This window comes from Variovorax xiamenensis (assembly GCF_050916385.1).
GTDB lineage: Bacteria > Pseudomonadota > Gammaproteobacteria > Burkholderiales > Burkholderiaceae_C > Variovorax.
The window spans coordinates 376,152-397,573 of sequence record NZ_CP139038.1 but is presented as its reverse complement, the minus strand read 5'-3'; the positions used below and the strand labels follow the sequence as shown (position 1 = coordinate 397,573).

Annotated in this window: 18 protein-coding genes; 1 reads left to right on the top strand and 17 read right to left on the bottom strand. The window is 63.5% G+C overall.

Annotated features, from left to right (window positions below; translation table 11 throughout):
* Positions 1–190 precede the first annotated feature (190 nt).
* The 3 genes from SFB74_RS01645 to SFB74_RS01635 all read right to left on the bottom strand — a co-directional run bounded on the left by SFB74_RS01645 (position 191) and on the right by SFB74_RS01635 (position 2,941).
* The gene (locus tag SFB74_RS01645; protein WP_026346784.1) at positions 191–1,627 is read right to left on the bottom strand and encodes an ammonium transporter; all 1,437 of its coding nucleotides are present in this window, start codon (positions 1,625–1,627) and stop codon (positions 191–193) included.
* 29 nt (positions 1,628–1,656) lie between these two features.
* Positions 1,657–1,995: a P-II family nitrogen regulator gene (glnK, locus tag SFB74_RS01640; RefSeq protein ID WP_007833403.1), complete on the bottom strand. Its 339-nt coding sequence runs from the start codon at positions 1,993–1,995 to the stop codon at positions 1,657–1,659.
* 67 nt (positions 1,996–2,062) lie between these two features.
* Entirely contained in the window at positions 2,063–2,941 is an 879-nt protein-coding gene (locus SFB74_RS01635; protein ID WP_432728922.1) for a TorF family putative porin, read from the bottom strand.
* Between the two features lie 214 nt (positions 2,942–3,155).
* Here SFB74_RS01635 and SFB74_RS01630 point away from each other — a divergent pair, with 214 nt between their 5' ends.
* Complete coding sequence (locus SFB74_RS01630) at positions 3,156–4,700, top strand: YifB family Mg chelatase-like AAA ATPase (RefSeq protein ID WP_432728921.1); 1,545 nt, start codon at positions 3,156–3,158, stop codon at positions 4,698–4,700.
* 39 nt (positions 4,701–4,739) lie between these two features.
* Here SFB74_RS01630 and SFB74_RS01625 read toward each other — a convergent pair whose 3' ends face one another.
* The 14 genes from SFB74_RS01625 to gspG all read right to left on the bottom strand — a co-directional run bounded on the left by SFB74_RS01625 (position 4,740) and on the right by gspG (position 21,383).
* The gene (locus SFB74_RS01625) at positions 4,740–5,600 is read right to left on the bottom strand and encodes a transglutaminase-like domain-containing protein (RefSeq protein WP_432728920.1); all 861 of its coding nucleotides are present in this window, start codon (positions 5,598–5,600) and stop codon (positions 4,740–4,742) included.
* 9 nt (positions 5,601–5,609) lie between these two features.
* The gene (locus tag SFB74_RS01620; RefSeq protein WP_432728919.1) at positions 5,610–6,509 is read right to left on the bottom strand and encodes a rhodanese-like domain-containing protein; all 900 of its coding nucleotides are present in this window, start codon (positions 6,507–6,509) and stop codon (positions 5,610–5,612) included.
* A 21-nt stretch (positions 6,510–6,530) separates the two neighbouring features.
* Positions 6,531–7,238 (bottom strand): hypothetical protein, encoded by a 708-nt coding sequence (locus SFB74_RS01615; RefSeq protein ID WP_432728918.1) that lies wholly within the window; start codon positions 7,236–7,238, stop codon positions 6,531–6,533.
* The gene (locus tag SFB74_RS01610) at positions 7,225–7,623 is read right to left on the bottom strand and encodes a type II secretion system protein (RefSeq protein ID WP_432728917.1); all 399 of its coding nucleotides are present in this window, start codon (positions 7,621–7,623) and stop codon (positions 7,225–7,227) included. Before SFB74_RS01610 ends, SFB74_RS01615 begins: the two co-directional genes overlap by 14 nt.
* 210 nt (positions 7,624–7,833) lie before the next feature.
* On the bottom strand, positions 7,834–8,076 hold the full coding sequence (locus SFB74_RS01605) for a hypothetical protein (RefSeq protein WP_432728916.1): 243 nt from the start codon (positions 8,074–8,076) through the stop codon (positions 7,834–7,836).
* A 7-nt stretch (positions 8,077–8,083) separates the two neighbouring features.
* Positions 8,084–12,568: an RHS repeat-associated core domain-containing protein gene (locus SFB74_RS01600; RefSeq protein WP_432728915.1), complete on the bottom strand. Its 4,485-nt coding sequence runs from the start codon at positions 12,566–12,568 to the stop codon at positions 8,084–8,086.
* A 114-nt stretch (positions 12,569–12,682) separates the two neighbouring features.
* Complete coding sequence (locus SFB74_RS01595; protein ID WP_432728914.1) at positions 12,683–13,174, bottom strand: type II secretion system protein; 492 nt, start codon at positions 13,172–13,174, stop codon at positions 12,683–12,685.
* A gap of 8 nt (positions 13,175–13,182) precedes the next feature.
* Positions 13,183–15,672, bottom strand: coding sequence for a cohesin domain-containing protein (locus SFB74_RS01590; RefSeq protein WP_432728913.1), 2,490 nt, complete (start codon positions 15,670–15,672; stop codon positions 13,183–13,185).
* Complete coding sequence (locus SFB74_RS01585) at positions 15,579–16,094, bottom strand: hypothetical protein (protein WP_432728912.1); 516 nt, start codon at positions 16,092–16,094, stop codon at positions 15,579–15,581. Before SFB74_RS01585 ends, SFB74_RS01590 begins: the two co-directional genes overlap by 94 nt.
* Entirely contained in the window at positions 16,091–16,699 is a 609-nt protein-coding gene (locus SFB74_RS01580) for a hypothetical protein (protein ID WP_432728910.1), read from the bottom strand. The genes SFB74_RS01585 and SFB74_RS01580 overlap by 4 nt, the downstream gene beginning before the upstream one ends.
* Positions 16,687–18,132, bottom strand: a complete 1,446-nt coding sequence (locus SFB74_RS01575) for a hypothetical protein (protein WP_432728907.1) — start codon at positions 18,130–18,132, stop codon at positions 16,687–16,689. Before SFB74_RS01575 ends, SFB74_RS01580 begins: the two co-directional genes overlap by 13 nt.
* A 6-nt stretch (positions 18,133–18,138) precedes the next feature.
* Entirely contained in the window at positions 18,139–19,671 is a 1,533-nt protein-coding gene (locus SFB74_RS01570; protein ID WP_432728905.1) for a GspE/PulE family protein, read from the bottom strand.
* Positions 19,672–19,730: 59 nt separating this feature from the next.
* Complete coding sequence (locus SFB74_RS01565; protein WP_432728904.1) at positions 19,731–20,960, bottom strand: type II secretion system F family protein; 1,230 nt, start codon at positions 20,958–20,960, stop codon at positions 19,731–19,733.
* Positions 20,961–20,972: 12 nt separating this feature from the next.
* Entirely contained in the window at positions 20,973–21,383 is a 411-nt protein-coding gene (gene gspG, locus SFB74_RS01560; protein WP_432731859.1) for a type II secretion system major pseudopilin GspG, read from the bottom strand.
* Between the last annotated feature and the right edge of the window lie 39 nt (positions 21,384–21,422).

Here is a 21,422-nt window from a genome sequence, read left to right as displayed (position 1 = left end):
GGTGTCGCGATTGTGCTCCCGGCCATCGCGGCGATGGGCAAAAAAAAGCCCGCTGGCGCCGGAGCGCTCGCGGGCTGAACATCCAAAGGAGACCTCGCTTGAAAAACTCGTTACGGAGAATTCTTCTTGTAAGTGGTGGTGGTCGTTCATTCGATGGCGGGCTGCCCGAAGGCAGGCCCGCCAAGGCAGATCAGCGGTTGTAAGCCGTTTCGCCGTGGGAGGAGATGTCGAGGCCTTCGCGCTCTTCTTCTTCCGACACACGCAGGCCGAGGGTCAGGTCGGCGATCTTGTAGGCGATGAAGGCAACCACGCCGGACCACACGATCGTGAGCAGCACGCTCTTGATCTGGATCCAGACCTGTGCACCCATCGCGAAGGTGTCGGGGGTCGCGCCGCCGGTGCCGCCCAGGCCCTTGGCAGCGAACACGCCGGTCAGGATGGCACCCAGGATGCCGCCCACGCCGTGCACGCCGAACACGTCGAACGCGTCGTCGGCGCCGAGCATGCGCTTGAGGCCACCCACGCCCCACAAGCAGACCAGGCCGGCCAGCAGGCCCAGCACGATCGAACCCATCGGGCCGACGAAGCCGGCGGCGGGCGTGACGGCCACGAGGCCGGCGACTGCACCGGATGCGGCACCCAGCATCGAGGCCTTGCCCTTGTGCAGGCTCTCGCCCAGGATCCACGACAGGGCCGCGGCGGCGGTGGCGAGCACCGTGTTCACGAAGGCCAGGCCGGCGACGGCGTTGGCAGCACCGGCGGAGCCGGCGTTGAAGCCGAACCAGCCGACCCACAGCAGCGATGCGCCGACCATGGTGAGCGTGAGCGAGTGAGGTGTGAAGGCTTCCTTGCCGTAGCCGACGCGCTTGCCGACCATGTAGGCACCGACCAGGCCGGCCACACCGGCGTTGATGTGCACCACGGTGCCGCCGGCGAAGTCGAGCGCGCCGTCCTTGCCCAGCAGGCCGCCGCCCCACACGATGTGGGCGATCGGCACGTAGCTGAAGGTGAACCACAGCACCGAGAACAGCAGCACGGCCGAGAACTTGGCGCGTTCCGCGAAGGCGCCGACGATCAGCGCCACGGTGATGGCCGCGAAGGTGCCCTGGAAGGCGACGAACACGTATTCGGGAATCGTGGTCAGCGCGCCGAAGGTCTCCTGCGTGATGCCCTTCATGAAGATCTTGTCGAATCCTCCGAAGAAGTTGCCGTCACCCGAGAAAGCCAGGCTGTAGCCGTAGACGGCCCACAGGATGCTGATCAGCGAGAAGATCACGAAGACCTGCATCAACACCGACAGCATGTTCTTCGAGCGGCCCAGGCCGCCATAGAACAGCGCGAGGCCGGGGATGGTCATCAGGATCACAAGAAGCGTCGAAGTCAGCATCCAGGCGGTGTCGCCGGAGTCGATCTTCGGAGCGGGGGCCGCTGCAGGCGCTGCGGGAGCCGCATCGGCGGCGGCCGGGGCCGCGGCCGCGGGCGCCGCAGCAGGGGCGGGCGCGGCGGCAGCCGGTGCCGACGCGGCCGGAGCCTCGGCCGTGGCCGCGGCGGGAGTTTGCGCGAAGCCGGTGGTACCGGCGGCCAGCACGCTCAAGCCGAGCGCAAGAGAGACAAGCAGTTTTTTCATAGTCGTTGTTCTTTCGGGCCAGGACTCGATCAGAGGGCTTCGCGGCCCGTTTCGCCGGTGCGGATGCGAACGACCTGTTCGAGGTTGTAGACGAAGATCTTGCCGTCGCCGATCTTGCCGGTGCGTGCTGCGCCTTCGACGGCCTCGATCACGCGATCGACGAGGTCGTCGGAGACGGCCGCCTCGATCTTGACCTTGGGCAGGAAGTCGACCACGTATTCCGCGCCGCGGTAGAGCTCCGTGTGGCCCTTCTGGCGGCCGAAGCCCTTCACCTCGGTGACGGTGATCCCCTGCACGCCGATGGCCGACAGTGCTTCGCGCACTTCGTCGAGCTTGAACGGTTTGATGATGGCTGTGACCAGCTTCATGAGTTTTCTCCTTCGGATGGAAATGAAATGGCGCGGCAGCTTCGGCCGCACCTCGTTGTTGTATGGATTACAGCGTCTTCGTCAGCGTGAGGATGAAGCGCGCCTTGTTCGGCGAGTAGTAGGTCGTGCCGAAGGTGCCGAAGCCGTAGTCGACGCCCGGGTTGCTCACCGCGAGGTACGAGTTCTTCTTGTTGGCGCCCTGCACCGAGCCCGTCAGCGAGAGGCCGTTGCCGAAGTCGTAGCTCGCGCCGATGTTGTAGTCGACGTAGCTCTTGTAGCCCAGGCTGCGGATGTCGCTGGACATGTTGGTGAAGCCCACGGCAGCCTTGAGCGTGACCTTGGGCACGATCTCCTTGCTGTAGGCCAGGTTCAGGTAGCCCGTGTTGGTGCCCTTCAGGCCCGAGCCGGCCTTGTTGCCGGCGTAGCCGAAGTAGTCCTTCGACACGGTGTGCGAGTACTTGGCGGTGAACGAGCCGAAGGTCTCGTTGGCGTAGGTGCCGGCGACATACAGCTCGGTGGTGTTGCCCGAGGAGTTGCCCGGGTAGATGTAGGTGAGCGCACCGACGTCCATGTCCAGCGGGCCGGCCTTGAACTTGTAGCCGCCGTACACGTCCATCTCGATGCTGTTGCCCTTGAGCCAGTTGACGCTGGAGTTCCAGTTGCCCACGTAGAAGCCGCTGTCGCCGAAGGCGTAGTCGAGGCCGCCCTGGATGGCGGGCTTGAAGCCCTTGGTCTTCGCGTAGTCGTTCTTGCCGATCATGTCCTGGTCCTGGCCACGGAACTTGTAGTTCGTGGTGATGGACACGTTGCCGGTCAGATTCGGGGCGGGAGCTGCCGCAGGCGCTGCTGCGGCGTCGGTCGTTGCAGTCTGCGCCAGGGCCGCGCCGGACGCGGTCAATGCGGTGGCCAGAACGATCAGCGCCTGGGCGGCGGTACGGTGCGTCATCAGGGAACTCCTCGCAAGTGTGTTGTTGGACCGGAGGGCTCAAAGCAGGGAGCGTGCCAAAGTGCACGAATGCCTCCCCTTGCAACCGGCCTCGCGCCGCGGTTGAGAGCCAAATCGTTACAACCCCTGTTGCGAGTGGTTGCAGACAGACGGTGCGCCGCACCACCGCGGGAATGCCCGAAAAACGCGCACCATCTTGGGGAGAGGGAGAGGAATGGGACTGTCTTTGGTGCAAAGCCGCGCCTTGCTGGGCCTTGAAGCGGCCAGCGTCACGGTAGAGGTGCATCTTGCGAACGGCCTGCCCAGCTTCACGCTGGTCGGCCTGGTCGAAACGGAGGTCAAGGAGGCGCGCGAACGGGTGCGTTCGGCGCTGCAGAACGCGGGGCTGGAGTTTCCCAACAACAAGCGGATCACCGTCAATCTGGCCCCGGCCGACCTGCCGAAGGACTCCGGGCGCTTCGACCTGCCCATCGCGCTGGGCATCCTCGCGGCCAGCGGGCAGATCGACAACGCCAGGCTCGCCGGCCACGAATTCGCGGGGGAGCTCTCGCTGTCGGGCGAACTCAGGCCCGTTCGCGGTGCACTGGCGATGGCGCTGGCGCTGCACACGCGCGGCGTCGCGACGCGGCTGGTGCTGCCCCTGGAAAGTGCGCAGGAGGCCGCATTGGTCCCGGGCGGCGAGGTGTACGGCGCGAAACACCTGCTGGACGTGGTGCGCCAGTTCGTGGCCGGCGAGGATGCCGCCGCGCAACTGCCCGATACCCCGGATGACGGCTGGGCACGCATCCAGGCCGCGCCCGACATGGCCGCGCCCCGGTACGCCGACCTGTCCGAAGTGAAGGGACACACGGGCGTCAAGCGCGTGCTCGAGATCGCGGCGGCGGGCGGCCACAGCCTGCTGATGGTGGGCGAGCCGGGCTCGGGCAAGTCGATGCTCGCGCAGCGCTTCGCGGGGCTGCTGCCTGCGATGCGCATCGATGAAGCGCTGGAGAGTGCGGCGGTGGCCAGTCTCGGCGGACGCTTCGCGACGGAAAGATGGATGAGCAGGCCGACCTGTTCGCCGCATCACACTGCGAGCGCGGTGGCGCTGGTCGGAGGAGGCTCTCCGCCCCGGCCCGGAGAAATCTCGCGCGCCCACCACGGCGTTCTCTTCCTCGACGAGTTCCCCGAGTTCGCCCGCTCCGCGCTGGAGGCACTGCGCGAGCCGCTGGAGACCGGCACGATCACCATCGCCCGAGCCGCGCGGCGCGCCGAGTTCCCCGCGCGCTTCCAGCTCGTCGCCGCGATGAACCCCTGCCCTTGCGGTTATCTAGGCTCTTCGGCAAGGCCCTGCCGCTGCACGCCGGACCAGGTCTCGCGCTACCAGGGCAAGCTCAGCGGCCCGCTGCTGGACCGCATCGACCTGCACATCGAAGTGCCTCCGGTGTCGGCGCAACTGCTGCTCGAGGCGCCGGCGGGCGAATCGACCGACAGCATCCGCGAGCGCGTCGTCGCCGCGCGCGAAAGCGCGATGCGGCGCCAGGGCCATGCGAACCAGTCGCTGCACGGCGCGGCCATCGATCGCCATGCCGCACTCGACGACGCGGCACGCGCGTTCATGTTCAACGCGGCCGCCAAGCTCGGCTGGTCCGCGCGCAGCACGCACCGGGCACTGAAGGTGGCGCGCACGATTGCGGATCTGGCTGCATCGGAGGCGGTGCAGGTCGGGCATCTGGCCGAGGCGGTGCAGTACCGCAGGGCCTTGCGCGGTGTGGCTTGAACGAAGCTCGACCGACCCGCTCATGCGGCACGCTGGAGGCTAAACGCTGAACTCCATTTCCCCTTCAACACGATAGCGGTGCGCCAGCCCCACGCCGTTCAACGCCCTGTCGCGGTAGTAGCGCAATGGGATGTACTGCTCATCCCTCTCCAGGAAACTGCCCTTCTGCGCATCCACGACTCGCCACCGTCCGTCGACCACCACTTCTGCCCAATCATGAAAATCCATTGGTTTGGGCGCGAAGCTGCGATCCGTGACATAGCCCTCCACCATGCGTGCCGGAATGCTCAAGGCACGGCACAGGGCCACCACCAGTCCGGCGTATTCGGTGCAATCTCCGCGCCGCCTGCGCAATGCATAGAGAGCACCGAAATTTTCCAAGAGATAGCCCGCGTACTCGAGGTTCGAAGCGACAAAGTCGTAGATGTTGCGGATGGTTTCTCTCGTGGTTCCCGATCTGAGGGCGCTTGCCTGGCTTGCGATTTCTCCTGCATCCGATTCGATGTAACGCTCGGGATCCAGCCACTCGTTCGCATCTTGAATCACCGGCGATGACATCATCTCCGTGCGTTTCAAATGAACCATCAGGGGTGCGGAGCGCCTTGCGTAAGCAGTCAGGCCGTCCAGCGGAACAAAGAGAATGGAATGCCCCAGCGCATCGCGCTGCAGTTCATGTGGCAAACCGAAATCGATGCCGCCCAGGGTCCAGCATGCACTCCGGCGCACGGGCAAGTACATCCAGACACGCTGCGCCGCCAGCGCAACGGCACCTGGATTGCTCATGTTCAAGTTGAAGCGCAACTGCAGTTCCCCGTCGGCGGCAAAGCTGCTGCGCGCGCATGCCCAAGAGCCGCCCGCCATTGCGCCGACGATGCCCTTGATCCAGGTGCGCCTGTGCATGCAACGAATTCAACCGCAGCGCGGCTGCTTGGGCCCCCGCGCAAGCGCCGCCCATGCCGCCTCCTGAGACCGGAGGAACTCCTTCAGTGCGCCGGCCCCACCGGAATAGACAAGCAACGGGGTCGGTGCCACGGCTTGGCTGTACTGTCGGAACACTGCCTCGGTCATCGCACCGTCGATGACCAGTGTCACATTAGCGAGCGTCGTCTTTTGCTCCTTGCGGCGACGTTCGACGACTCCCGCAATCGTTCGCGGTGCGCCATCGGCAACACGCGAAGCCAGCGGAAGGGATTCCGCCGTCGTGGTGCTGTCCACAACGATGACCAGTCCCTCCGGAAACTGGCTTTGTGCCCACAACTGCGATGGGTCGATCTGCGCGAGCTCGAACGCATCAGGCGCACCACTGCCATTCACCGGCAGTCCCTTGGCCAGATACCCTGCCATACCGCCCATGAGTACGTGCACCGACTTGAATCCCTGGGCACGCAGGCGCCCACAGGCTCCGTACAGCTCGCGGTCCGACTTGCCGTCACCGACCAGCAGCATCGGCTTGTCGCGCAGGTACTCCTTCAGCCGCAGGGTCGCGACGTCTGCGCGCATTGCATTCGCGATGTGGAAGCGCGCGAAATCGCTCTCGTGGCGCGTATCGATCACCGTCGAGCCACTCCTTTGCAGAAAGGCCGAGGCAGACGTGGGCGGCAGTGCACAACTCATTTCCAGACTGCTTTCAGTACGTCCACCGCCTGAGGCAGATGCACCGGGCAGGCGCTCGTTCTTGCACATCGATCCCGATTGGGGCATGTCGCGCAGGATGGGTGGCAGCCCGCTGTTCGTCTGTGCGCCCGCGGGGTTGCTCATCGAGATCGTCAGCAATGCGGCGAACGACATGCTGGCGGCTATTTTTTGCATGAGTAGATCCCTTGGCTCAAATCAAGGTCGCGGAGACGTTGGGAAAGGCGCCGTCGAAAAGGTCGGCAGCGAGGTTTCGGACATCGGCCCGTCCGTCTTGCTGGCACCCGGCAAGGGCACCTGCCCGACGGCTCCGAAAACCCATTCGGAATAGCTCTGTGCACCCGTAAAAGTTTGCTCGTCGCCTTCGAAGCCCGCTTGCTTGATCGGCACGGCTGCCGAAAGCGAATGGATGCCGACGATGCGGCCCGAAACCTGGACCAGCCCCCACTCGGCCTTGCCCGTCATCGGGTCGACGAAGACTTTGCGCAGATGTCGGCGGATACCTGGAAAGCGCTCATCCTTCAGGAGTTCATCGAGGCTGGCGGGGTAGCCGCGCGGGTCATTCTGCGGCGGCATTTGCGCACCACCAGCCACTGGTACGTTGGTGCCGCCTGCTGCGGGCGGCAAGCCCGACACCGGCTGACCGAGCTCCATGCCGGAGGGTAGACCAGCAGCCGATGCTGGCAACCGGGCGGCGTAGTAGCTCGCGAGTGCCGTTCGGTACTGGCGCCCGATTGCCAGCAACTCCTTCTCCTTGTCGCGCTGGGTGGTGGTGGTCTGCACATCGGCGGCAACGGTCATGCCGACACCCATGAGCGCAACAAGCAGCAGCACCCAGATGTAGATGAAGCCCCGCTGCCGCACACGCGCTCCGGCGGCACATTCCATGCGCTCAGAAGCTTTCATACGATCGGCCATCCTTCGTCACGCCGGGTGCGCCGCTCTTGATACCGGCGACCCCCGTTTCCTCGCTGTTCTGTGATGGCAGCAGGATCCAACTGGTGCGGGATTCGGTCACGGGGTCGGTGGGCACGGCATGCAGATATCGTTGTTCGACCAGTTCGTCGAGCGTCTTCGGCCAACGCCCCTTGTCCGCATGGAACTTGTCGAGCGTGATGCGCACGACGCGCAGGTTCTCCTGCAACACCTGATCCTTCGATTTGTCGATCGATCCAAAGTAGCGCGGCGCGGCAATGGTGAGCAACAGCGCAACGATCGACAGCACGACCAGCAGCTCGATCAGAGTGAAGCCGCCGCAATGCGCGCGCCAAGCATGCTGAGAGCGAGCCATCACCACAGCACGTACTCGACCCTGTTGAGGCCGGTCGCGCACACCGTCTCCTGGGCAAAGGCGAACACAGGCATCAAGCCGAGCAACAAGGCAATGCTAGTACACCACCTTATGCATTGCGTTTTCATTATTTTCTTCCGGAATTTTTTAGCCCAACCAACCAAATCGCTTTCAAAGCTCTTCACAGTCAAAAAATTCCCAATGGCTCGATTACGATTTTTCTTTGCCGCACAAATGAACAGTGTAAGAAAAAGAAAAAGCAAATTGCATTAATGCCAACCCAAGGAAATCCTCTCCGCCACCGATTCTCCAGACAACCAAAAATGCCAATACTGGAAAATACACTGCAACACAGCATAAAAAGAATTTTTTCCTCTTATAAAAATAAGCGGCAGAAAACAAGATGGCTGCCTGCGCCCCAAGGAACACAATAGTGAAAGCAAAAAATTTCATCCGGAAGTCAAAAAACCAACCCTGTCAGCACCTGACCTACATGTCCAACCGAGTTATGAATATTGCTCTTTATATTTCTGCATTCGCACTCATCGGCACTATAAAGATTTAATGGAGGCGCATCGCTTTTACCGGTCAACCAATTGGCCGCCGTTCCTACGCCAGCTGTCTTGGCAATTGAACCAATCGGAAATTCCTCGCCTTTTCCAAAAAGGCGGGGCATGATTTTGTTACCAAAAGCAGTTGGCCCAACAAAACCTATTGCAGCGGCCGTCATTACTTTTCTGAAATCAATGCACTTGAACGCATTTGCAAAGCTACCGCCACCCAAAATCATGTTGAGGCCAAGTTGAATTCCGGCATTCACGACTGCTCCACCAGCCGCGCCCGCCAAGCCGAATTCCCCAGTTGGATCTACATCTACGACAGGTTTTCCGCCAACATAAGCATGGCGGTTGATCCCGCCATTCAACCCAATGGGATCGGCGCTTGAATACCGTCCCGTCTGGGGTTCGTAATACCTGTTCCAGTTGTAGTGCAGCCCCGTCTCGCTGTCCTCGAATTGCCCAGGCAGCCTCAAGTTCGAGGTAATCGTGGGTTTGTTCTGTGTCGGCGCCAGCGTGTTCACCACGGCCTGCCCGAAGGCGTCGTAACTGGCAGTCCACACCACATTGCCGCTCTTGTCCGTGGCTTGTAGCGGCACCTGCAAGTGGTTGTGCTGGTAGTAGGCGAAAGTGTTCTCGCCGTTGGTGTTCTTTGTCTTGATGAACAAAATGCCGGTAGTGAACGCGCTGTTGGGCCGAGGACCGTATTGAGTGACGATAGCCGGCTGTTCGCTGGCGGCGCTGGTCTTGTCCGCGTTCAGGCTAATGGCCTGCGTGGCTTCCGCAATCAGCCCCTCCTCGCTGTAGAGGTAGTAGGTCCGGCTGGCCTGCTCGAGCACGTTGCCAGCTCTGTCGCGGTACTGCTCCTTCCAAGTCCTCCTGTTCAGGGGGTCATAGTCGTACCTTGCGATCAGGTTCCCGTTCTGTTCCTTGACTTCGATCAGCCGGTTATCTCCGTCGTAGACAAAGTTCGTTGTCCTCGTGCCTTCTGTCTTGCCGACCTGGTTGCCGTTGGCGTCCCACTGATAAGTGATGGTGCTGCCGCCGTCCGGACCCGGACGACTTAGAAGCCTGTTGTTGGCGTCGTAACTCCACACGGAGCCTCCTGTCCTGCTGTGGCGCGTGCGGTTGGCCACACCATCCAGCTCCAGCGTCTCGGTCTCCGTGAGCAGCCCACCGGCGTCGGTCTTGACTTGGATCAGCCGCAGTTCGTCGTCGTAGCCATAGCTGCTGTTCTGTATCTTGCTCAGCCCCCCTGCACTGTCACTCCGGTTCGCACTCTTGATCTCCTGCAGCTTGCTGTAGGTATTGGTCAATGTCAGCGTGGTCTGCTGGCCGGGGGTGCGAGACTTCAGGCTCTCCAGGTTCAGAAGGCCATCCCAACTCTTGTCCTGAGTACCGCCACCCGGCAGGGTGATCTTGGTAGGCACCAGCCACCTGAACCGGTTCACGCTCAGGGTACCTTCGCCGGGGACGGTCACACTCTCCAGTTCACCGTGCTGGCTGTAGCTGTAGCCCAGAGTGGTGCCGTCAGCCCATTTCAGGCTGGTCTTCTTGCCCGCCGAGCTGTACTGGTAGCCGTAGCTCAGCTGATAAGTGCCCCCAGCAGGGTTAGGGTAAGTGACGGTCTCTTCCGTCTTGCGGCCCACGTCATCGTAGACAAGCGTTGCACTGGTGGTCTGTTGGCCAATGGGCTTCGTGGCGTTGGTGTCGCTCCAGGCCGTCATATGGTTCTCCGCGTCCCACGCCGCGGTAATGCTGCGCGCGAGCGTGCCCGCCTTCACTTGCTTTATGCCGGTGATGCGGTTGGCCGCGTCGTAGGTGAATTGCTTCTTGGCCCCGGTGGGGTCTTCAAGTTCAGCCAGGTTGCCAGCGGGGTCGTAGCTGTAGCGGGTAACTTGACCGAGAGGCAGAGTCTCGCTGATGAGGCGGCTGCTGCGATCGTAGTCAAGCCTTGTGACGTTCCCCTTGACGTCAGTTACCTGTATCAGGTTTCCTCGACTGTCGTAAACAGTCTGGCTTTTGCCGCCCAAGGCATCGACTACCTCTACCTTTTGTCCCAGAGGGTCGTACTTGGAGCTTCGGCTCTTCCCGTAGGCATCCTGCTCAGCGAGAAGTTGCCCCTTGGCATCGTAGACATTGGCGCTGATGGACGTCTGGGTACCTGAAGCACCGGCGTTCAGCACGGTCTCCGTGGTCGGACGCTCACGACCGTCGTACTTGATCAGTTTCCTGAAGGTGGGGTACTGGATGTCTGTGGGAGCGACGAGGCTGCCGACCTCACCTGCGCCGGAGCCGTCGGCGATTCGATAGCCATACTGTGTCACGTTGGCCAATGCATCGCTCTCACTTGCGATGCGCTGGAAGTTATCGTAGCCACTGGTACGGATGCGTCCATCCTCATCGGTCTGACCGACCTGCTGGCCCAGCTTGTCGTAGTTCACCTGGGCCTTTCCGCCCACGGCATTGATGGTCTGGACGCGCTGATTCATCGCGTCATACGCCATCTGAATGGCCTTGCCCCGGCCATCGGTGCTGGTGGCGAGGTTGTTGTTGCTGTCGTAGACAAGAGTGCGCACGTGACCAAGGGCATTGGTCACCTTCGTGAGATTGCCCTTTGCGTCGATCTCATACGTTGTGGTATTGCCCCGCGGGTCAGCGTATTTGACCAATTGCCCGATACGGTTGTAGACGTAAATGCGCTTGTTCCCTTCCGGGTCAGTGACGCTCGCGACCTGCCCGGCGCCGTCGTAGTCAAACAGCCAGGTGGTATCTGGCGTCACCGTTCCGTTGGCTTCGGTGCGCCCTTTGCGTGTGATGTTCGTCGGTCGCCCTGCGCCGTTGCGCGCGTATTCCGTCACACGCTGCTCAGGCAGTCCAAGCGCCTCTGTCTTTCTGATCCGATTCCCCTTATCGTCATATTCGAAGCGCGTTTTGACACCTAATTCATCTGTCTCCTCAACCGCATTGAGCATCCTCGGCTCATAGCTGGTGGATGTCTTGGCACCGTCCGGATAGACGATCTGCGTGACCTGCTCGAACTCATCTCTCGTATAGGTGGTCGCAAAGCCCCTGGCGTTCGTGCGAGTCTCTGTCCTCGCGCTCGGATCGCGCTTGATCTCCGTCTCCACGCGCCCGTTGATCTCGTACTTCACCAGATCGCCTGCGCGGTCATGGCTGTAGTCATCCACCCGTCTGCCCGCGGCCGTCGCCGGCCCCGTCACCTTGCTGTAGAACAGCTTCTTTGTGCTGTCCCAGCTCGAGCCGTATTCGGTGACTCCACCATCCGCTGTCGTCATGCTCTTGACGCTCGTGCCCTCGGCTTCATAAGTCAGCCTGGTCTCTCCGCCCCTGGGGTCGGTGGTCTTGGTCAGCCGCTGCTTGCTGTCGTACTCGTAGAGCGTGGTGTTGCCCCGCACATCGGTCACGCCCGTCATGCGACCTTGCGTGTCGTAGGTGTAGGTCACGCTGCGCTGCGGCAGATCGAGACTATTGCCCGCCTGCGGCCAATCCTTTGCCTGGGTGAGATAGCCCTTGGCGTCGTAGTGCAGCGTGATGATCACGTTGCCGCTCACCGCCGTCGTGCCCCCATCGATGATGCGCACGATCTGCCCGGCCGCATTGCGCTGCAGCCAGACCGTGTTGTTGTTCTTGTCGCCATAGCGGCTGATGCGCCCCTCGTCGTCGTATTCGGCCCAGTCACCGGCTCTGTCGACCCATCGCCAGCCGCTGGCCACACTGGTCAAGCCCACGAAGCTCACGCTGCCGCCGATGGGCAAGGCGAAGGGAGCGAGCTTCTGGATGGGCTGCTTCTTCAAGGTGTAGCGGTTCTTGAAGATATAGGTGCCTCCGGCGCCCACGTACAGGGTGCTCTGGCGGCGATAGCCTTCGATGACTTCGCTGGAGTTGCCCACGAGGTTGCCCCCGATGCTGGCGCATCCGCTTGCAAAGCCGGTGGTGATGACGGTGTCCAGCGGGCTGGCCGTCTGGTTGTAGCTGCGGTTGAGGGGCAGGTAGGTTTCAGGGGGTATCGCCAAAGCCGGGAGGCGGCCGCCAATTGGGACAGTCACGTCGGGCAATCCATCGCCCGGCTGCCAGTCCTCATCGACCCATATCCAGCAAGTCGCGGGCGCGCCGCCCTGGCTCCCATGACTCATCCCAGGCGCCCCACCGCCGGTGTTCTGGGTCATCACGGGCTTGTAGCTCGCGGAGACGCCGTCCCAGTGCCGGTTGAAGCGCCAGCCGGTGCCATTGAAGCTGCGCCTCCATTCCACCGAACCCGCAGGCGTCTGCACGCTCAGGTCGATGACCTCATTGCTCAGCGTGCCGTTGGGAGGAACGACCGTGCCCTGGGCCAGCGCAGATACCGCGATGCCCATGGCCAGCATGACAGCAAGCCCTGCCGTTCCCCACACGCGATGCGCCCTCGCCCCGACCCCACTTGCAATCTTCACTGTCCTGCTCCCTGATTCTGATTTTTTTTGAATTTCCGCTGCCGGCAATCACCACAGCGCGTACTCGACACCGTTGAGACCGATCTTCTTCGACCTGGAATACACGTCGAACACGTCATCCCCTTCGGCCGGCGCATCTGGCGGCGAGGCATAGCTTCTCAGGCCCCAGGTGTCGGAGGCAGGCGCCGAGGGGTCCGCATAGGTCGGATCGCGCGGCAAGGAACGCAGGAAGTAGAGCTTCTGCTGGTTGGGGCTGCGCTGGTCCGGAACGCCTTGCCACAGATCGTCGAGCTTCCTGGGGAAGCCGCTTTCGCCCAGCTTCATCTGTATCCGCCCCTGGTCGGAGGCACGCTTGTAGGCGTCCAGCGCTTCGCGGATCTGCATCAGCGAAGCCCTGAGTTCCTGTTCCTTCTGGCGCTGCACGCTCACCTGCGCCAACGGCACTGCCACGGTCGCAAGCACGGCCATGATCGCGAGCGTCACGAGCAGTTCCACGAACGTGAAGCCATGTGACCGAAGTGAGGTGCTTGCTGAACGCATGCCTGCTGCTACGGAACGATCCGAAACACTTGCTCGACAGGCACGACCACCGGCGACGCCGATGGAGGCTCGGGCGTAGCCGAGAGCAGTTGCAACCTGGCCCCCGGGTCGGCCTTGACGGCCTTGAAAGTCAGCGTGGCAACACTGCCCGTGCCGTTGATGCCGGCCTCTCCCCCAGCAGGGTTCTCGCGCAGCGCCGCAAGGAACACCTTGCCCTGCACCCCGTCCACGCGCTGGCTGAAGTTGCTCTTTCCGCCGGCCTGCTTGAAGAAGTCTCCCTCCTGGGCATTCACGATCTGCATGACCTGTGGGTCGAAGCCCACGAGCATCGGCAGGCCGCGCAGCGCTTGCTGGCTGTTCACGCGCAAGACCGCACTGAACTGTTCCCCCACCTTCACCTGCGTGGGCGCTTGCCAGTTCAGGCTGACCGCGCCGGTTGCCTGCGCGCCCTTTGCCGAAGGTGCCGCAGGTGTTCCGGGCGCCGCCTTCGGTGCGCTGTCAGCGTTCACCGGCGCCACCGTGCTCGTCCCGGCAGCCGCAGGTGCCACGGCGCCAACCGCAGCAGGCGCACCAGCCGCTTTTGGCACGTCGGGTGCTCCGCCTGTCAGCTGAAGCGGCCGTGCACCGATGCTGCTCTCGGTGCCGGACTCGAACTCGGCCGACTGCAGATCGGGCCTGCGGATCGAACGCACGACGCGCGGCGTGATGGACAAGAGGATCTCGCTGCGCAACGTGTCGTCCTTCTGGCTTCCGAACAGGCGGCCGGCCACCGGCATCTCGCCCAACCCCGGCACCTTGCTGGAGCTGGAGCGGTCTTCATCGCTGATCAGGCCCGCAAGAATCTGCGTCTCGCCATCCTTCAGTCGCAACACCGTGCTCGCGCCGCGCGTGCCGATCTGATAGGCCTGCGATCCCGACTTGCTGAGGATTTCCTTCACAAGGCTGGACACCTCGAGGTTGACCTTGATGGCCACCTCTTCGTCCAGGTAGATGCTGGGCTCGACTTCCAGCTTGAGGCCCACGTCCAGGTAGTTGATCGACTCCGATACGAAGCCGGTCACATTCGATGTCGTCGTGATCACCGGCACCCTGTCGCCGATCAGGATCTTGGCCTTCTCCTTGTTGCGCACGCGGATCCTCGGGTTGGCGAGGATGCTCGCGTCCGCATCGTCCTTGCGTGCCTTGGCCGTCACGCCGAAGCTGGCTGCATCGTTCACCCGCAGGTTGCTGCGATTGAGATGTCCCAGGTCCTTCAGTACCAGCGGCACGCCATCGATCTGCACCGGCGACAGCGACAACTGGCTGGGCCAGTTGATGCCGAGTTCGAGCAGGCGCGACCGCTTCATCTCGACCACCTCGACCTCCAGCATCACCTCCGGATCGGTCAGGTCCTGCAGGGCGACGATGCGCTCCGCCATGCGAATCGCATCGGGCGTGTCGCGCATGATGATCAGGCCCAGCCGCTCGTCGATCACCAGGTCCTTGGTCTTGACGATGGTCTTGATGGTGTTCGACACCGCCTTCACGTCGGCGTTGGCAAGGTAGAAGGTCCGCACCGAGAGCGTCTGGTAGTCCTTGAGCTTCTGCGGTGTGCTCGGATAGATCAGCACCGAGTTCTCGTTCAGGATCTTCTGCTCGAGCTGGTTGGTCACCATCAGCAGGCGCACCGCATCTTCGATGGTGATGTTGCGCGCCATGATGTTCGCCTTGAGGTCCGGACGAATGTCTTTGTCGAAGAAAAAGTTCAGGCCCGACACCTTTGCGATCACATCGAACACGGTCCGCAGCGACGCATCCCGGAACTCGAGCGTGATGATCTTGCGAAAGCTCTCGGCCAGCTTGGCTTCGGGCTTGGCCTGCTTGTTCTGTGCTTCCTCGATGCGCTCCTTCAGGTTCAGCGCTTCTTTCTGCCGGGGGTTCTCGCTCAGGATCGGGCGCAGCATGTCGAGTGCCGTGACCAGGTCTTCCGGCTTGCCCTTCTTCAACAGGGCTTCGCCCTCGACCACCACGAGTCGGTGCTTGCGTTCGACCACAAGCAACTCCAGCCCCTGGCGCGCCATCGCGTTCTCGGCGTCATGAGCCGTCACCTGCCGGTACCACTTCTCCGCTTCCGTCAGCCGCCCGTCGCGACGATTCGCTTCGGCCGCAGTCAGATAGCGGTTGATCAGGCTGGCGCGGGTCGTGGCCAGCGCCACGCGATACTCCGCATTCTTAGGATCGAGCTTGACGGCCTCTTCCAGCTTCACGATACCTTCGGTCGGCTTGTTATCGGCGAGCAGCTGGTTGGCCTCGCGAAACGCCACCTGACTGGCGCAACCGGCCAGCACGACGCAGGCCGCCGCGCACGCCGTCCTGCGGGCCCAGCGCCGAAGACGCAGGCTCATGAACATCATCATTTCTTCTTTCATTGGGTCGCCGTCCACGGCAGACTCTGCTTCTGTCCCAGCGGCAGGTAAGTCAGTACGACCTGCCCCGCCTCGATGGCGTCGACGCGCCATTCGGGATTGATGTTTTCTCCGGGCCACAACACCACGCTGTCTCCGTTGAAGATGGCGAACATGGCCGTCTTTCCGCCTTCCTGATAGCGCCCCAGCAGCTGCAGCGGCACGGGCGGTGCCTGCGGCGCGACAGGTTCGGCGGGGCCCGGCGCCGGCGCTTGGGTCCTGGTCGCGGGTACTTCCCAGCTCCGCGCCGCAAACAGGTTCGAGTCGTCGCCGTCGATGTCGTCTCGCGATCGCAAGGCAAGCACGGTGGCATTGCCTGCGGTGGCCGGCTGCGTCCTGAATTCGCGAGGCGGCGCATCGGGCACGGATGGACGCACGGCGGCCTGCACCACCACGTCGTCCCTGGCCGGAGCGAAATACACCGCGACCAACGTGGCCACGAATGCCACGCCCAGCAACAGCTTGCGTTGCGTCATGGCGCGCCCCTCACCGACTCGCGTGCCGGTTGCCCCGGCAAGCTGGTGATCAGCGTCCACTGCACGATCGCCTCGACCTGCTCAGCCTGGATACGGTCGCGTTTGAACTGCACCGACTCGAACACCAGACTGCGGTTGCGGGCCAGCGCGCGCTCCATGAAGCGCTGTACCGCAGCCGCGTTGCCCTTGATCGGCATGGTCATGCGGTAGCGCACGAACTGGCCGACATCGTCGTTCTGCGCACGGTACTCACCGCGCGAAAGCGCCAGCCGCTCCTCGACCGCCAGCTCGAACAGACGTTCGAGCACCTCGGGAATGTCCTCGTGCGCGGGAAGCATCTGCTCGAATTTCTGCATGTTGGACATCTCCATCACACCGCCCGGCGACGGTTCTGCCGAGGCAGTCGGAGCACCCGGCACGCGCAGCACCGCACGCTGTTTCTTGACGTGCGCCACGCCGGCGAAGAGCCCGCAGATCACCAGCAGCCCGAGCAGGATCGCGAGACCGTCGATACCGCCAAGGCGATACACCCTCCGCGCGCTTCGCCGGCATTGCCACCAGGCGTCCGCCAAGCCGTGGCGAAGCCGCCGTGTCAGTCCTTCCATGCGACCTCCACGGTGAAGCGGTAGTTCGCGCGGCCCTCGCCAGCCGCTGCTGCCGCGCTCTCCGGCACCTCGTGCCTGACGAGGTAGGCCCGGTCCAGCGGCTTGCGGTCGGACAGATAGGCGACATAGCGCGTCATGTCGCCACTGGTCGGAGCTTCCGCGTGGATCTTGAGCGTCGGGCGCGCGGGGCGCGCACCGTCAGGCCCGATGCCTCTTTCTCTTCCGGCGACGAGTTCAAGACCCAACAACCCCACCCGGATGTCCTTGGGCGCCTGCAGTGCGCGCAGCAACCGGGGCAAGGGAATGTTGAGTTCGGAGATCACTGCATTGACGGCGGCAATGCGTTTGGTCTGCTCCACGGAGGGCGGCGGCGTTTGCGGCACAGCGGCGGAGCGCCGGGCTGCCGAAGCCTTGGCGAGTGCGTCCTGCAGCCGGGCGTCGTTGCGCCACAGTACCTGCCCCGCAAGGCCAATGCCCGCGACGACGAATGCAAGCACGAGCAGCTTGGCCGCCGAAGGACGGGACGCGCGTGCAACGGCGTCCAGTGCGTGGGTCGACACCAGATCGCGTCGACCTTGCGGCAACACCCACCAGGCCATCGGCCCCGTGACACCCGTGAGGGGATCGTTGGGCGTCAGGTCGGTCACCGAGAACAAGGTCGCGACCTCGGGCGTCGAAGCCGACGGCACGGCGCTCCAGCCCAGGCGCTGGACGATGGCCGCGACGGACGCGGTCAGCTCGCGCGCCGCGGGCCGTGCCACGGTGTCGACATGCAGAGGCCGAATCACCACCTCGTCGATGCATGCCGATGCGCGCTGCCCCCGAACCAGAATCGCTTGCCGGGAGGTTGTGTCGCACGGCTCGAGAATGGCCAATACGCGCTCCGAATGCCCAGGCGTCGGTGCCAAAGCGTCATTGCCGCGCCAAGCCAGCGCGGACAAGGTGGTGATGGAGTGCGGCCGCGTCTTCAAGCCTGTCGCAAGTCGCGTCAACGATTCAAGGAGCGCCGCCGGATAGCAGACCGCGAGCCGAGGTTGACGCAGCGGCGCATCGTCCAGCCGCAACAGGTCTCCCGAGTTGACCTCGTGGCCTGCGTCGCGGAGTTCCGCGCGCGCGACGACAACGGCCGCCGACGTCCGGTACTGCGCCGCCCCCCACGGGACCGAGCCACTGGGCACCCAATGATCGGAGACCAGCACGCGAAGTTCGGCGCTGCGCCTGGAGGCCAGCTCGACCTGGCAGACACGCCCGAGCGCCTCGATGGCGTCCGAAACGCTCGCCGGCAACGCGTCGGCCAGTGCCGGCAACTCACCGGTCGACGGCTCGACATAAGCGGCGTTGAACAGCATGCGAAGTTCGGCGCCGCGGCGCGCTGCCCAGGCCGCCTGCAGACACCGCGCACCGATGTAGATGTAAAGAACAGGTCGTGCCATGTGTGCTCAGCCCGCCACGCGCGCGACTTCGTCGAGCGTCGTTTCACCCGACGCCACGAGCTCGATGGCCATGTCGGCCAGCGGAATCCAGCCAGCCAGCCGCGCTTCTTCCTTGACCATGGAAATCGAGGCTTGTGCGGCGATCATTTCGCGCAGCTTGTCGTTCATCACCAGCACCTCGGCCACGGCCCGACGCCCCTTGAAGCCGGTCCCACGGCAGTGGCCGCAGCCCTTGCCCGCGCGCAGGGTCCAGGACTGCATGGTTTCGGAATCGATGCCCGCGGCAGACAGCGCTTCAGGAGTGGGCTCGACGGGCTCCGAACACACCGGGCAATTCACGCGCACCAGCCGTTGCGCCACGATGCCGTTGAGTGCCGCGGAAAAGCTGTAGGCATCCACACCCATATGCAGGAAGCGTCCCAGCACGTCGAACACGTTGTTGGCGTGGACCGTGGTGAACACGAGGTGCCCGGTCAACGCGGCCTGCACGGCGATCTGCGCCGTCTCGTCATCGCGGATTTCGCCCACCATGATCTTGTCGGGGTCGTGCCGCAGGATCGAACGCAGGCCGCGCGCAAAGGTCAGCCCCTTCTTCTCGTTCACCGGAATCTGCAGCACGTGCGGCAAGCGATATTCGACCGGGTCTTCGATGGTGATGATCTTGTCGCGGCCGGTATGGATCTCGGTGATGGTGCCGTACAGCGTGGTCGTCTTTCCCGAGCCGGTCGGCCCCGTGACGAGCAGCATGCCGTGGGGTTTGCCGGCGAGCCGACGGATCGAGGCCTTGGTCTGTTCGCGCAGCCCGAGGCTTTCGAGCGTGAGGCTCTGCGCCTGCTCAGTGAGCGCCTTGCGGTCGAGCAGGCGCAGCACGGCGTCCTCGCCAAAGATGCTCGGCATCACCGATACGCGGAAGTCGATGTCGCGGTCGCTGACGCGCACCTTGAAGCGCCCGTCCTGCGGAATGCGGCGCTCGGCGATGTCGAGCTCGGCCATCACCTTGACGCGCTGGATCACCTGCTCCGCCATATCGGCGCCCGCCACTTCGGCGATGGAGACCAGTACGCCGTCAAGGCGGTATTGCACGCGCAACCCCTGCGCATCGCACTCCAGGTGTATGTCGCTCGCATTGAGCTTCAGCGCGTCGTACAGCGTCGAGTTGACCAGCTTGATGACCGGGCTGGTTTCCTGCTGGATCGAGACCATGCTGATGAGCGCGGCCAACTCCGCGTCATCGGCTTCCGCTTCGACCGACTGGAAGCCGTCCATCGCCCGCATCTGGCGTTCCTGCTGCGCGAGCAGGCCGTCGAAGTCGTCGGCATCGACGAGGCTCACGGCCACGTCGCGAATCCCGAGACGACGGCACTGGTTGAGGCCCCAGGTTTCCGCGGCTGCATCGCGGTGATCGGTCAGCGCGAGGTAGACACGGTTCGCGGCGCTCCGGTCGTCCGCACCGGATTGCAGCACTGCGATCTTGCGCGCCACCGCATCGGTGTACCCGATCGCATCCCACCGCGGACGCAACTCGCGCAGCCGGGCCATGTCCATCCACACCAGCCCGAGCACATGCGCAAGTTCGGCTGTATTGAGTGCGCCGCCGCTCACTGCAGGCTCCCCGCGAGCTCGAAGATCGGCATATACATCAGCACTACCACCAGGCCGATCACGAGGCCGATGGCCAGCATCAGGATCGGCTCCAGCAGCTTGGAGGTGGCGTCGATCCAACGGGTCATTTCTTCGTCGTGAAAGCGCGCGGTGCGGTCGAACATGGGCGCCAGCTGGCCCGAGCGTTCGCCCACCTGCACCAGCGACTTCGCCACCGGTGTGGCGAGGCCGAACTGGACCAGCGCCTGCGACACGCTGCCGCCTTCCTCGATGCGCTCCCGTGCGCCGGCAAGCGCAGACCGTTGCGCCGTGCTCAACAAGCCCCCCACCATGCCCATTGCGCGAGGCAGGGCAATTCCGGACGACAGCAACAGGCTCAATGCGCGGTAGAAGCGGCTCAGCCGGAACAGGTCTGCATGCGGTGCCAGGCCCGGCAGCCTCAGCGCCAGTTCAGCGAGCCGCTTGCGCGTCGAAGCCTGGCGCAGCTGCCACACGGCGAGCACGAACACGGCGGCAACCAGGCTCAAGGCGATGACAGCGTGGTCGTAGACCAGGTGACCGATCGACAGCAGCACGCCGGAAGCCCGGGGCATCGGACGGCCGGAGTTTTCGTACACCGCGGCGAACCGCGGTACGACATAACCCAGCAGAAATAGCGTGACGAACCCGCCGACCGTGACCAGCAAGGCCGGATAGATGGCCGCCGACACCAGCTTCTTGCGCAGTACGTCGAACTGCTGCTGGTAGGCGATGAAACGCTCCATCGCCTCGGGCAAGTTGCCCGTGCGCTCGCTGGAGCGAACCGTTGCCACGTACACGGCCGGAAACTGCAGCGAATGGGCCTCGAGCACATCCGAGAAGTTCTTTCCCTGTCGCAGGCTCATCTCGACGTCGGACAGCAGCACGCGCGTCGGTCCTTGCGACTTCTCGACCAAGGTATTGAGCGCCTCACCGAGGTTCAGGCCGGCCTGCAGCAGCGAGTGCAGCTCCTGGCTGAAGAGCAGCAGGTCGAATGCTCCGCCTCGCTTCGTCGTATCGGCACGCTGCCTCGGCTTCGCATCGGCCGACAGATCGATATTGCCAGGCATCGAATCGACCTCGAGCACGCGCAACCCATCCAGACGCGCCTGTCGGGTGGCTGCCGAGGCATCCATGCCGGCAAAGAGCATCCAGGTGCTTTGCCCATTGCGCTCCTGAACCCGGAGCCGTGCGCCTGTCGCAGCCATCAAAACACCGCCTCAGTGAAAGGACACATCGGCGTTTTCTTTTTCACCACCCGCCTGCCCATCCTTGCCGTAGGACAGCAGATCGAACTCCGCCGCCTGTCCCGGTGTGCGGTAGATGTACTCCTTGCCCCAGGGATCCGGCGGAATCTTCTTTTGCATGTAGGGGCCGTTCCACTTGGCCTCGCCGTTCGGCTTGTTGGCCAGCGCCTGCAGGCCTTGCTCGGTGCTCGGGTAGTGACCGGTATCGAGACGGTAGGAATCGAGTGCCTTGCCCAGCGCATCGATCTGCGCCTTGGCCGTGCTTTGCTCGGACTTCCCGATCTGCGAGAAATAGCGCGGTCCGACGATGGCCGTGAGCAGGCCGATGATCACGATCACCACGAGCAACTCGAGCAACGTGAAGCCGCGGGCTCGGCGAGCCATCGAACCCGGGAAGTACCCGGAGGCACAAATTTTTGTTTG